General features: G+C 60.0%; 13 protein-coding genes. 9 read left to right on the forward strand and 4 right to left on the reverse strand.

The features are described 5' to 3' along the window. Positions 1–46: 46 nt before the first annotated feature. The 8 genes from gcl (at position 47) to ACOYXJ_RS01115 (ending at position 9,648) form a co-directional block, all read left to right on the forward strand. Positions 47–1,822, forward strand: a complete 1,776-nt coding sequence (gene gcl / locus ACOYXJ_RS01080) for a glyoxylate carboligase (protein WP_460367465.1) — start codon at positions 47–49, stop codon at positions 1,820–1,822. Between the two features lie 138 nt (positions 1,823–1,960). Then, a complete protein-coding gene (gene hyi, locus ACOYXJ_RS01085) occupies positions 1,961–2,743 on the forward strand; it encodes a hydroxypyruvate isomerase (protein WP_460367467.1) in 783 nt (260 codons plus the stop codon). A 160-nt stretch (positions 2,744–2,903) separates the two neighbouring features. Further along, positions 2,904–3,797 carry a 2-hydroxy-3-oxopropionate reductase gene (locus ACOYXJ_RS01090; protein ID WP_007919937.1) on the forward strand — a complete coding sequence of 298 codons (894 nt, stop codon included), beginning with the start codon at positions 2,904–2,906 and terminating at the stop codon, positions 3,795–3,797. Between the two features lie 163 nt (positions 3,798–3,960). Beyond that, entirely contained in the window at positions 3,961–5,235 is a 1,275-nt protein-coding gene (locus ACOYXJ_RS01095; RefSeq protein WP_460367469.1) for a glycerate kinase type-2 family protein, read from the forward strand. After that, positions 5,232–6,647 carry a pyruvate kinase gene (pyk, locus tag ACOYXJ_RS01100; protein WP_110720781.1) on the forward strand — a complete coding sequence of 472 codons (1,416 nt, stop codon included), beginning with the start codon at positions 5,232–5,234 and terminating at the stop codon, positions 6,645–6,647. The genes ACOYXJ_RS01095 and pyk overlap by 4 nt, the downstream gene beginning before the upstream one ends. Before the next feature lie 138 nt (positions 6,648–6,785). Next, positions 6,786–7,700: an urea transporter gene (locus ACOYXJ_RS01105; RefSeq protein ID WP_460367472.1), complete on the forward strand. Its 915-nt coding sequence runs from the start codon at positions 6,786–6,788 to the stop codon at positions 7,698–7,700. Between the two features lie 21 nt (positions 7,701–7,721). Further along, positions 7,722–8,546, forward strand: a complete 825-nt coding sequence (locus ACOYXJ_RS01110) for an ion transporter (RefSeq protein ID WP_038363916.1) — start codon at positions 7,722–7,724, stop codon at positions 8,544–8,546. A gap of 103 nt (positions 8,547–8,649) precedes the next feature. Continuing rightward, entirely contained in the window at positions 8,650–9,648 is a 999-nt protein-coding gene (locus ACOYXJ_RS01115) for a sulfate ABC transporter substrate-binding protein (protein WP_150794393.1), read from the forward strand. 243 nt (positions 9,649–9,891) lie between these two features. Here the strand turns inward: ACOYXJ_RS01115 and ACOYXJ_RS01120 are convergent, their stop codons facing one another. Beyond that, a complete protein-coding gene (locus ACOYXJ_RS01120; protein WP_460367474.1) occupies positions 9,892–10,512 on the reverse strand; it encodes a hypothetical protein in 621 nt (206 codons plus the stop codon). Between the two features lie 243 nt (positions 10,513–10,755). On the opposite strand from ACOYXJ_RS01120, the gene ACOYXJ_RS01125 reads away from it, so the two are divergent. Beyond that, on the forward strand, positions 10,756–11,943 hold the full coding sequence (locus ACOYXJ_RS01125; protein ID WP_460367477.1) for an MFS transporter: 1,188 nt from the start codon (positions 10,756–10,758) through the stop codon (positions 11,941–11,943). 69 nt (positions 11,944–12,012) lie between these two features. On the opposite strand, the gene ACOYXJ_RS01130 is transcribed toward ACOYXJ_RS01125, so the two are convergent. From ACOYXJ_RS01130 to ACOYXJ_RS01140, 3 genes are all read right to left on the reverse strand, one after another. Beyond that, a complete protein-coding gene (locus ACOYXJ_RS01130; RefSeq protein ID WP_460367479.1) occupies positions 12,013–12,417 on the reverse strand; it encodes a type II toxin-antitoxin system HicB family antitoxin in 405 nt (134 codons plus the stop codon). Then, on the reverse strand, positions 12,417–12,629 hold the full coding sequence (locus ACOYXJ_RS01135; protein WP_401046269.1) for a type II toxin-antitoxin system HicA family toxin: 213 nt from the start codon (positions 12,627–12,629) through the stop codon (positions 12,417–12,419). The genes ACOYXJ_RS01130 and ACOYXJ_RS01135 overlap by 1 nt, the downstream gene beginning before the upstream one ends. A 207-nt stretch (positions 12,630–12,836) precedes the next feature. Then, positions 12,837–13,241: a hypothetical protein gene (locus tag ACOYXJ_RS01140; RefSeq protein ID WP_016987493.1), complete on the reverse strand. Its 405-nt coding sequence runs from the start codon at positions 13,239–13,241 to the stop codon at positions 12,837–12,839. Positions 13,242–13,258: the final 17 nt, after the last annotated feature.

Genomic DNA, 13,258 nt, shown 5'->3' on the forward strand with positions numbered 1-13,258 from the left:
CAAAGCCACTTGTATACAATTACAAAACGTAAAGAGGCACAAAACCATGAGCAAAATGAGAGCAATCGAAGCCGCCGTTCTGGTGATGCGCCGTGAAGGGGTTGATACCGCTTTTGGCATCCCGGGCGCTGCCATCAACCCGCTGTACTCCGCCTTGCAGAAGGTCGGTGGCATCGATCACGTCCTTGCTCGCCACGTTGAAGGCGCCTCGCACATGGCCGAGGGCTACACCCGCACCAAGGCCGGCAACATCGGCGTGTGCATCGGCACTTCCGGCCCTGCCGGTACCGACATGGTCACCGGGCTCTACAGCGCCTCGGCCGACTCGATTCCAATCCTCTGCATTACCGGCCAGGCACCCCGCGCCCGTATGCACAAGGAAGACTTCCAGGCTGTCGACATCACCAGCATCGTCAAGCCAGTGACCAAGTGGGCGACCACTGTTCTGGAGCCGGGCCAAGTGCCTTACGCGTTCCAGAAAGCGTTCTTTGAAATGCGCTCCGGCCGTCCAGGCCCCGTGCTGATCGATCTGCCGTTCGACGTGCAGATGGCCGAGATCGAATTCGACATTGACGCTTACCAGCCGCTGCCATTGGCCAAACCGACCGCTGCCCGCGTGCAGGTCGAAAAGGCTCTGGCTTTGCTCGATCAGGCTGAACGTCCATTGCTGGTGGCCGGCGGCGGCATCATCAACGCCGACGCCAGCGATCTGCTGGTTGAATTCGCTGAGCTGACCGGTATCCCGGTTATCCCGACCCTGATGGGCTGGGGCACCATCCCGGATGATCACCCGTTGATGGTGGGCATGGTCGGTCTGCAGACTTCGCACCGCTACGGCAACGCGACCATGCTGAAATCCGACGTGGTGTTGGGGATCGGTAACCGTTGGGCTAACCGCCACACCGGTTCGGTTGACGTTTACACCGAAGGCCGCAAGTTCATTCACGTCGACATCGAAGGAACGCAGATCGGCCGTGTGTTCACGCCGGATCTGGGCATCGTTTCCGACGCCGCTGCAGCACTGACCGTGTTCATCGAAGTCGCGCGTGAATGGCAAGCCGCCGGCAAGCTGAAGAACCGCAGTGCCTGGCTGCAAGACTGCCAGCAGCGCAAAGCCAGCCTGCATCGCAAGACCCACTTCGACAACGTGCCAGTGAAACCACAGCGCGTTTACGAAGAAATGAACCAAGTGTTCGGCAAGGACACCTGCTACGTCAGCACCATTGGTCTGTCGCAGATTGCCGGCGCGCAGTTCCTGCACGTCTACAAGCCGCGTCACTGGATCAACTGCGGCCAGGCCGGCCCGTTGGGCTGGACCATTCCGGCAGCGCTGGGCGTGGTGAAGGCCGATCCGAACCGCAAAGTCGTGGCCCTGTCGGGGGACTATGACTTCCAGTTCATGATCGAAGAACTGGCGGTCGGCGCTCAGTTCAAACTGCCGTACATCCACGTCGTGGTGAACAACTCGTACCTGGGTCTGATCCGTCAGGCGCAGCGCGGGTTCGAAATGGACTACTGCGTGCAGCTGTCCTTCGATAACCTGAACGCGCCGGAACTCAACGGTTACGGTGTTGACCACGTCGCAGTGGCTGAAGGCCTCGGCTGTAAGGCCCTGCGTGTGTTCGAACCATCGGAAATCGCCCCTGCCCTGCGCAAGGCCGAACAGATGATCGAAGAGTTCAAGGTGCCGGTGATCGTCGAGATCATTCTGGAGCGTGTGACCAACATCTCCATGGGTACCGAGATCAACGCCGTCAACGAATTCGAAGACCTGGCGCTGGTCGGCAACGATGCGCCAACGGCGATTTCGCTGCTTGATTAACTGCTGACCGCTGATCGTTCCCATGCTCTGCGTGGGAACGCAGCCCGGGACGCTCTGCGTCCCAAAGCGGACGCAGAGCGTCCATTGAGGCATTCCCACGCAGAGCGTGGGAACGAGAATCTAGAACGGGAGACCACCATGCCGCGTTTCGCAGCCAACCTGTCCATGCTGTTCACCGAACAGGATTTCCTTGCCCGTTTCGACGCCGCCGCCAAGGCCGGTTTCAGCGGGGTCGAGTATCTGTTCCCGTACGACTTCAGCTCTGCCGAAATAAAGGCCAGGCTCGACGCCAACGGTCTGACCCAAGTGCTGTTCAACCTGCCGGCCGGTGACTGGGCCAAGGGCGAGCGCGGTATCGCCTGCCTGCCGGATCGGGTTGAAGAATTCCGTGCCGGTGTCGATCTGGCGATTGCCTACGCGCAAGTGCTGGGTAACACCCAGATCAACTGCCTGGCCGGTATTCGTCCGCAAGGCGTGGACGATGCCACCGTGGAAAAGACCTTCGTCGCCAACCTCAAATATGCCGCCGACAAGCTGCAAGCCGTCGGCATCAAACTGGTGATGGAAGCGATCAACACCCGCGACATCCCGGGCTTCTACCTGAACAACACGGCGCAAGCCCTGTCGATTCGCGAGCAGGTCGGCAGCGCCAATCTGTTCCTGCAATACGACATCTATCACATGCAAATCATGGAAGGCGATCTGGCCCGCACCCTGCAATCGCACCTGGGCGAGATCAACCATGTGCAGCTCGCGGACAACCCGGGGCGCAACGAACCAGGCACCGGTGAAATCAACTACCGCTTCCTGTTCGAACACCTCGATCGCATCGGTTATCAGGGGTGGGTGGGTTGCGAATACAAGCCGCTGACCACCACCGAAGCAGGCCTCGGCTGGCTGAAGTCGCACAACGCAATCTAAGAACACTGCAAAACCCTGTGGGAGCGAGCCTGCTCGCGAATGCGGTGGTTCAGTCAACACGGATATTGAATGTTCCACCGCATTCGCGAGCAGGCTCGCTCCCACATAAAAGCAGCTCCCTTTTTGCTTGAAGCAGCAATAAAAACAAGAGGATTTTCTCATGGCTAAAATCGGATTTATCGGCACCGGCATCATGGGCCACCCAATGGCTTCGAACCTGCAGAAAGCCGGTCACAGCCTGTTCCTGTCGGCGCACCACGACGCCGCTCCGGCTGACCTGGTTGCCGCTGGCGCCGTCGCCCTGGCCAACCCGCGCGAAGTCGCGCAGGAAGCTGAATTCATTATCGTCATGGTCCCGGATACCCCACAGGTCGACGACGTACTGTTCCGCGCCGACGGCGTTGCCGCAGGCCTGAGCAAAGGCAAGATCGTCATCGATATGAGCTCGATCTCGCCAACCGCCACCAAAGCGTTCGCAGCGAAGATCAACGAGAAAGGCGCGCAGTACCTCGACGCACCGGTGTCCGGCGGTGAAGTCGGCGCCAAAGCTGCGACCCTGAGCATCATGATCGGTGGCGACGCCGATGCCTTCGAACGCGCTCTCCCGCTGTTCCAGGCCATGGGCAAGAACATCACCCTGGTCGGTGGCAACGGCGACGGTCAGACCGCCAAAGTGGCTAACCAGATCATCGTTGCGCTGAACATTCAGGCCGTCGCTGAAGCCCTGCTGTTCGCTTCGAAAAACGGTGCCGATCCGGCCAAAGTGCGTGAAGCGCTGATGGGCGGTTTCGCTTCCTCGAAGATCCTCGAAGTGCACGGCGAGCGCATGATCAAAGGCACCTTCGATCCAGGCTTCCGCATCAGCCTGCACCAGAAGGACCTGAACCTGGCCCTGCAAGGCGCCAAAGAGCTGAACATCAACCTGCCGAACACCGCCAACGCCCAGCAAGTGTTCAGCACCTGCGCGGCCATCGGTGGCAGCAACTGGGATCACTCGGCGCTGATCAAAGGTCTGGAACACATGGCCAACTTCTCGATTCGCGACAACAAATAAGCCACTGCCCCGTCGCTCGTTCCCACGCTCTGCGTGGGAATGCAGCCCGGGACGCTCCGCGTCCCTGCCGAAGCGGACGCAGAGCGTCCATTGAGGCATTCCCACGCAGAGCGTGGGAACGATCATCAGCATTAACCAAGAACAATAAGATTGGGAGCCCGCCATGTCGGTCGATCCGCAACAACTGCTGCGCGAGCTGTTTGCCACAGCCATCGACGCGGCCCATCCGAACCAGGTCCTCGAAGCCTATTTGCCTGCCGATCGCAGCGGCCGGGTGATCGTCATCGGCGCCGGCAAAGCCGCTGCCGCCATGGCGCAAGTGGTCGAGAATTGCTGGGAAGGTGAAGTGTCTGGCCTGGTTGTGACCCGTTACGGTCACGGCGCCCCGTGCGAAAAAATCGAAGTGGTCGAAGCCGCGCATCCGGTGCCGGACGCTGCCGGTCTGGCCGTGGCCAAACGTGTGCTCGAACTGGTCAGCAACCTGACTGAAGACAACCGCGTGATCTTTCTGCTCTCCGGTGGCGGCTCTGCCCTGCTCGCATTGCCGGCCGAAGGCATCACCCTCGCCGACAAGCAGTCGATCAACAAAGCTTTGCTCAAATCCGGCGCAACCATCGGCGAGATGAACTGCGTGCGCAAGCACCTCTCGGCGATCAAGGGCGGCCGTCTCGGCAAGGCCTGCTGGCCTGCCACTGTTTATACCTACGCGATTTCCGATGTACCGGGCGACCTCGCCACCGTCATCGCGTCCGGCCCGACCGTGGCCGACCCGAGCACTTCCGCCGAAGCGCTGGCGATCATCAAGCGCTACGGCATCGAGATCCCGGCGTCAGTACGCAACTGGCTGCAAAGCCCGGAATCGGAAACCGTCAAACCCGGCGATCCGTCCCTGGCGCGCAGCCACTTCCAGTTGATCGCCCGCCCTCAGCAATCGCTGGATGCCGCTGCGGTGAAATGCCGTCAGGCCGGTTTCAGCACGCTGATCCTCGGCGACCTCGAAGGCGAATCCCGTGAAGTGGCGAAAGTCCATGCCGGCATCGCCCGCCAGATCATTAATCACGGTCAGCCACTGGCGGCGCCGTGCGTGATTCTCTCCGGCGGCGAAACCACCGTGACCGTGCGCGGCAATGGCCGTGGCGGTCGCAACGCCGAATTCCTCTTGAGCCTGACCGAGAACCTCAAAGGCCAGCCCGGCGTCTATGCGCTGGCCGGTGACACCGACGGCATCGACGGCTCGGAAGACAACGCCGGCGCGATCATGACCCCGGACAGCTACGCCCGCGCCGCCGCCCTCGGTTTGAGCGCCAGCGACGAGTTGGATAACAACAACGGCTACGGCTACTTCGCGGCGCTCGATGCACTGATCGTCACCGAGCCGACCCGCACCAACGTCAACGACTTCCGCGCCATTCTGATCCTTGAGAGCTGCAAATCATGACGCCTGATAAAAAGGTCAAAATCCTCGCCACCCTCGGGCCTGCTGTCGATGGCATCGAAGACATCCGTGAACTGGTCGAGGCTGGAGTGAATATCTTCCGCCTGAACTTCAGCCACGGCGATCACGCCGACCACGCCAAGCGCTATCAGTGGATCCGCGAAGTCGAGCGCCAGCTCAACTATCCGCTGGGCATTCTGATGGACTTGCAGGGGCCGAAACTGCGCGTCGGCAAGTTCGCTGACGGCAAGGTGCAACTGCATCGTGGGCAGGCGTTCCGTCTGGATCTGGACGCTACGCCGGGCGATGAACGCCGGGTGAATCTGCCGCATCCAGAGATCATTGCCGCGCTGGAAGCAGGCATGGATCTGCTCCTCGACGACGGCAAACTGCGTCTGCGCGTGGTCACCAAGTACGACGATGCGATCGATACCACCGTGCTCAATGGCGGCGAACTGTCGGACCGCAAAGGCGTCAACGTGCCGCAAGCGGTGCTCGACCTCAGCCCGCTGACCGCCAAGGATCGTCGCGATTTGAGCTTCGGTCTGGAGCTAGGTGTGGACTGGGTCGCGCTATCGTTTGTGCAGCGTCCGCAGGACATCATCGAAGCCCGCGCACTGATCGGCGACAAAGCCTTTTTGATGGCGAAAATCGAGAAGCCTTCCGCTGTTGAACAGTTGCGTGAAATCGCTGAATTGAGTGACGCGATCATGGTGGCTCGCGGTGACCTCGGCGTTGAAGTGCCGGCGGAAAGCGTGCCGCAGATTCAGAAAAACATCATCACCACCTGCCGCGAACTCGGCAAACCGGTGGTGGTAGCGACGCAGATGCTTGAGTCGATGCGCTTCTCCCCTGCCCCGACCCGCGCCGAAGTGACCGACGTTGCCAACGCCGTGGCCGAAGGTGCCGATGCGGTGATGCTGTCGGCGGAAACCGCCTCCGGCGAATACCCACTCGAAGCTGTGCAGATGATGAGCAAAATCATTCGCCAAGTGGAAAACGGCCCGGACTATCAGACTCAACTCGACGTTAGCCGGCCGAAGGCTGAAGCAACCGTTTCCGATGCGATCAGCTGCGCGATCCGGCGCATTAGTAACGTGCTGCCGGTGGCGGTGCTGGTCAACTACAGCGAATCGGGCACCTCGAGTCTGCGTGCAGCGCGGGAACGGCCGAAAGCGCCGATCCTCAACCTGACGCCGAACCTGCAAACCGCGCGACGTTTGAGCGTGGCGTGGGGGATTCATTCGGTGGTCAATGATCGTCTGCGTCAGGTCGATGAGGTTTGCTCGACCGCGCTGGAAATCGCCCAGGCGCAGGGTATGGCCGAGCGTGGTGACACGCTGCTGATCACTGCCGGAGTGCCGTTCGGGCAGCCGGGTTCGACTAACTCGCTGCGGATCGAAACGTTGATTTAAGCCCCCCACCATGATCGTTCCCACGCTCTGCGTGGGAATGCGGCCCGGGACGCTCTGCGTTCCAAGAGCAGACGCAGAGCGTCCTTTGAGGCATTCCCACGCAGAGCGTGGGAACGATCAGTACCGAATGAACTGCCCATGCCTGCCAATCATTTCAACACCCACTGCCCCGACTGGGCCGAGGCTTTGCTCAACGGTTTCAGTCAGATATTCCTCCAGCGCCATCCGCTGTGCGGCCTGCTGTGCCTATTGGCGATTCTGCTGACGGCACCCGTGCTGTTCGCCGGTGCGCTGCTCGGTGCCGTCGCCGGATTGCTCACGGCGCAACGGCGCAACTACGCCAAGGCTGATCGCCAGGCCGGGTTGTTCAGCTACAACGGCATTTTGCTTGGCCTGTTGCTGAGCCTGTATTTCCCCTGGTCGCCAATGCTGCCGCCGCTGATTCTCGCCGCCGGCGGATTGAGCGCGATGGTCACTCAGCAATGGCTCAAACACGTGTACAGCAGCCGATCGATTCCGGCCTACACCTCGCCGTTCGTGGCCATGAGCTGGGTATTGCTGTTGTTCGCCGAACCGTCGGCGCCTGTCGCGCATGTCGAGTTGAACACGCTGAACCTGCTCGCCGCCGAACTACGCGGTCTGGGCCAAGTGATGTTCCTCGGTCATCCACTGGCCGGCGCTTTGATCGCTGCCGGTTTGTTGATCGCTGATCGCCGGGCGTTTTGCTGGGCGCTGCTGGCGTCGGCGATCGGCCTTGGCTCCAGCTTGCTGCACCATGAAACCAGCGTGGCCCTGCTCGGGCTCGGCAGTTACAACGCCGTGCTCGCCGCCCTCGCCTTCTCCGCGCAACGCCAACAACCGTGGCTGCCGCTGCTCGGTATCGTCCTCGCGCTGCTGGTCACGCCGCTGTTTGCCGCCGTCGGCCTCGCGACGTTGACCGCGCCGTTTATCCTCGCCGGCTGGCTGATCCGCGCCGGGATTCAGATGCTCGGCAAAGCCAGCGTCGAGCGTGCGCCTTGCGCTCATGGGGAGAATCAACCTAGGCTGCGCTGATCTTCGATTCAGGCGTTATCCATGGACAGCAGCAACAGTTGGCGCGAACGGCTTTACGTGATGATTTTCCAGAGCGACACCCGTGCCGGGCGTCGCTTCGATGGCATCCTGCTGTTGATCATCCTCGCCAGTCTGGTGATCGTGATGCTCGACAGCATCGACAGCATTCACCAGAACTATGCGAACGTGCTGGCCTACATCGAGTGGGGCTTCACGATCATCTTTCTCGGCGAGTACATCCTGCGTCTGTACTGCTCTCCCAAGCCGTTGCGCTACGCCTTCAGCTTTTACGGGCTGGTGGATTTGCTGGCGATCGTGCCCGGCATCCTCGCCCTGTATTACAGCGATGCGCAGTACCTGCTGATTATCCGGATCATTCGGATGTTGCGGATTTTCCGCGTGCTCAAGCTCAGCCCGTACCTCAAGCAAGCCAATTACTTGATGTCGGCGCTGCGTGGCAGCAAACAGAAAATCGTCGTGTTTCTGGTCAGCGTGTGCACCCTGGTGACGGTGTTCGGCACCTTGATGTACGTGATCGAAGGCCCGGAGCATGGTTTCACCAGCATCCCCAAAGGCATCTACTGGGCGATCGTCACGCTGACCACGGTGGGCTTCGGCGACATCGTGCCGAAGACCCCGCTGGGCCAGGTTATTTCGTCGCTGGTGATGATTACGGGTTACTCGATCATCGCCGTGCCGACGGGGATTTTCACCGCCGAACTGGCCAACGCCATGCGCGGTGAACAGCTGCAACACGACTGCCCGGTGTGCAAGAAAAACAGCCATGAACACGGCGCAGCGTTCTGCTCGCGATGTGGCAATGCACTGTTCAAGAAACTGGAATAAGCAAAGAGCTTTTTAATCTTTAAACGACTATGCGTGCCCCGTTATAGTCAGTGGCAATTGAACATCACCCCTGCTCCTACACAGATAAAACAAGGAATGCGCAGTGAAAAAACTCTTTGGCGCCTCACTTCTCGCCGCCGGTCTGGCCTTGGCCAACATCGCTCAGGCAGCCCCGACGCTGCTCAACGTTTCCTACGACGTGATGCGCGATTTCTACAAGGACTACAACACTGCGTTCCAGAAACACTGGCAAGCCGAGCACAACGAAAGCATCACCGTGCAGATGTCCTTCGGCGGCTCGAGCAAGCAAGCGCGTTCGGTGATCGACGGCCTGCCGGCTGACGTCATCACCATGAACATGGCCACCGACATCAACGCCCTCGCCGACAACGGCAAACTGGTACCGGAGAACTGGGTCACCCGTCTGCCGAACAACAGCGCACCGTTCACCTCGGCCACGGTGTTCATCGTCCGTAAAGGCAACCCGAAAGCCCTGAAAGACTGGCCGGATCTGCTCAAGGACGGCGTGCAAGTGATCGTGCCAAATCCGAAAACCTCGGGTAACGGTCGCTACACCTACCTGTCGGCGTGGGGTTATGTGCTGAAGAATGGCGGCGACGAGAACAAGGCCAAGGACTTCGTCGGCAAACTGTTCAAGCAAGCGCCAGTGCTGGATACCGGTGGCCGCGCGGCGACCACCACGTTCATGACCAACCAGATCGGCGACGTGCTGGTGACCTTCGAAAACGAAGCGGAAATGATTGCTCGCGAGTTTGGTCGTGATCAGTTTGAAGTGATCTACCCGAGCGTTTCCGCCGAGGCGGAGCCGCCGGTGTCTGTGGTCGATAAAGTGGTCGACAAGAAAGGTTCGCGTGCAGCGGCGGATGAGTATCTGAAGTACCTGTGGTCGCCGCAAGGTCAGGAGATTGCGGCGGCGAACTACCTGCGTCCGCGTGATCCGGCGGTGTTGGCGAAGTACACCGATCGCTTCCCGAAAGTTGATTTCCTCTCGGTTGAGAAAACTTTTGGTGACTGGCGTACGGTGCAGAAGACGCACTTTAATGATGGTGGGGTTTTTGACCAGATTTATAGCGGGCAGTAAGGTTTAAGCAGGCGTGAAAAAGGCGATCCACAGTGGTCGCCTTTTTTTGTGGCCGCTTTACCCTCACCCCAGCCCTCTCCCAGAGGGAGAGGGGGCCGACCGAGGTGTCTGGCGAGTTACATCGACCTGAAAGACCTTATCGATTATGGATTCGGCACCGCAGTTTCATGTCGGCGTATTCCTTCAGCATCCCCCAATCAGTCCCCTCTCCCTCCGGGAGAGGGCTAGGGTGAGGGTCTGCTTTTACATCGGCGGCGTCACCCCATCCTTCCCCGCAGAAATAGACTGCGCCGTCAGCGTACCATCCGCACCCTGCGTGACGAACGTAACAATCTTCACCCCAACCTTCAGCAAGCTCCGATCCCCCGGCACCAAATTCACAATCGGCACATCCTCGGGCACCAGAATCTTCTGCTGCCCACCCTTGTAGTTCACCGTCAGCACCCGCCCGTTGCTCACCACCAGATCGCCGACACTGCCATTGGTCATGCTGCTGCCCTTGGCCAGATCGAACGGCCGATGCCCGTCGCCGCTACCCGCCAGTTCCGGCGGGAACACATGCACTTCCAGCGCCTTGAGCGTGCCATCCTCCTGCGGTATCGCCGCCGAACCGATGTAACTGCCGGGTTTGATGTCTTCGATATTGGCCAGGGTGACGGCGCGAATTTTGGTGTCGCCGGTCAACTGGATCACCACGTTCTCGCCAGTGTTGACGTGGACTTTCAATGAGTCGGCGTAGACCCCAGTGATCTCGCCGCGCACGCCGAGGCGCATGCCAGGAGCGTCGGCGGCCTGCACGTTCATCGCAGCCAGCAGGCTGATCAGGACAATCGTTGCTATGTGGTGAAGCCACTGACGAAACATTGCAATCCTCCGGTCATCAATGTTGAACAAGCCAATGCGAACATAAGCACGCTATCGAACAGGATGTAAGTGAATGTATCATCGACCCTCAACGGTCGGACGCAAGGTCCGCCGATGGATGACTTGCCGAGTGCTCCTGTTCATTCCGCAACGGAATAACTGATATCAACCGACGGCGTCTTCTGCCCGCCCGGTTTGTCCCATAGCCTCACTGCATTCCCTTTCGCTGGATCGAGAAACCTTATGACCACCACCACTCACGCAATGACCCGAGGCATGGTGCTGCTGTTCGCCTTCTGCTGCGGCGCCATCGTTGCCAACATCTACTACGCACAGCCGATCATCGGTCTGATCGCGCCCGACATTGGCCTGAGCGACACGATGGCCAGCTTCATCGTCTCGCTGACGCAGATCGGTTATGCGCTGGGCCTGTTTTTCCTGGTGCCGCTGGGCGATCTGCTGGAAAACCGCCGGTTGATGATCATCACCACGGTGGTGGCGATTGCCAGCCTGCTGGCGGCGGCGTTTACCGATCAGCCGAACGTGTTCCTGCTGATCTCGTTGCTGGTGGGCTTCAGTTCGGTGTCGGTGCAGATCCTGATTCCACTGGCCGCGCATCTCGCGCCGGAAGAGTCTCGTGGCCGAGTGGTCGGCGGGATCATGGGCGGCTTGTTGCTAGGTATCCTGCTGGCGCGGCCGGTGTCGAGCGTGGTGGCTGATCACCTGGGCTGGCGCGCGATGTTCATGATTGCCGCAGCGTTGATGGCGGCGATCAGCGTAGTGCTGGCGCTGACCGTGCCCAAGCGCCAACCGGATCACAGCGCCACGTATGGCCAACTGATCGGTTCGCTGTGGACGCTATTGCGCCAGCAACCAGTACTGCGCCAACGGGCGTTTTATCAGGGCTGCATGTTCGCCACGTTCAGCCTGTTCTGGACCGCGGTGCCGCTGGAACTGGCACGCAACCATGGTTTGTCGCAAAGCGAGATCGCGATCTTCGCCCTGGTCGGCGCCATCGGTGCCATCGCCGCACCGATCAGCGGACGTCTGGCTGATGCCGGCCATACTCGCATCGCCTCGCTGCTGGCCATGCTGTTCGCCAGCCTGAGCTTCCTGCCCGCCTTCATCCACCCGGCCTACAGCGTCATCGGCCTGGCCGTGACCGGCGTGGTGCTCGATTTCTGCGTACAGATGAACATGGTCCTCGGCCAACGCGCGGTGTACTCGCTGGATGCAAAAAGCCGTGGCCGGCTGAACGCGCTGTACATGACCAGCATCTTCATCGGCGGCGCCTTTGGCTCGTCGGTCGCAAGTGCGGTGTATGAGCATGGCGGCTGGTTGTGGATCGTGATTGTCGGCAGTGTGTTTCCGCTGCTGGCGTTGGTGCGGTTTTTGAGTGCTTCGCAGCGCAGTTCATTGGCAACGGAGTAAGGCCGCAAAAGCTTCGCGAGCAGGCTCGCTCCCACAGGTTATTCACTGAGCCTGGGGGAGCGAGGAAGCTTAATAACGAACCAGTTTTTCCATCGCCGCATCCGCCAGAAAGGAGGAGCGGCTTTTGACGTTGTGCTCGCGCACATAACGATCGATGCGCTGAATCACGTAACCGGGCAGCGTTACGTTGACCTTCTCGGTCTTGCCAAGATAGGGCGAAATGTCCAGCTCGAGCATGCCCCAGCCCATCTCGGCAAATTCTGGATTACTGCGATGAGCGGATGCCGAAGTCGGCATAGGAATCGACTCCCCGTTCGCCGCAATCTCCTGCAGCATGATGTGGGCGACTTCGACCGCCGCCTTGTAGGCCTCTTCAAAACTATCCCCTGCTGTCACGGCGCCGGGAATATCGGGGATCTGAATACCGATGGCGGTATTTTCATCACCCCATTCGATGCAGATTGGATATTGCATTACGGATCTCCTTCATAACTGGCTGGCGGGTTGTACAACCCGGCACGCCTCCTGATGCTTTTGACCGTCCCCAGTGGCAAATCCTTTTTCGGGTGAGGAACGGGAATCGTGTACGGGTTGTATCGGTGCCTGAAAATGTGATGACTGCCGGTGACCCGATCCAATGTCCAGCCTGCCTCCTCCAGCTCCTTAATCAATAGCCTGCTTTGCACCAACCGCCTCCTTGCCTTGGCCCTTTAAAAATAACCCTAGAGTTATCTTTACTCAAGCACAGAAATCCAGAGAGCGACGTCCGGTTGTTTTACAGAGTGTGATTGAAACGCTAGACCCTGAGCTTTGCGCAGCACTTCCTTGAGCAATTTCCGTGCGAACCCAACAGGCACACAGCAAAACGGCGATCCAAAGATCGCCGTTTGCATTCACTGCCCGAACTGCTTGCCCAACCCCGGTGGCACGCCGTGGATGTTGGTGTCTTCCCACGGGCCATTGGGGCTGACCGAGCGGCTCCAACCGTTGTTCCAGCGGTAGTAGGTGCGCTGGCGGTAGAAGGTGTTGGTCTGGTCGTCGAGGACGTAGACGCCGAGTTTCTGGTCCCAGTGGCTGTTGCCGCCCGGTGGTGGGGCGAAGCTGGCCGAAGTGCGAGGGACCGGTTTGGCCGGTTTCGCCGGGATACTTTTGCCTGGCGTCGGTGAAGTCGATGGGGTCGGGCTTGGCTGCGACGGTGGGATTGGCGGTAGGTTGGTGGTCGGTTCCGGTCGTTGCACCGCACATGCACTCAAGCCCAGGGCCAGTGTGAGGACTGTGATTCGGGCGATGGTGTGCATGGCGGTGCTTTCCTGTT

This window comes from Pseudomonas sp. Tul2A7, from assembly GCF_054790505.1.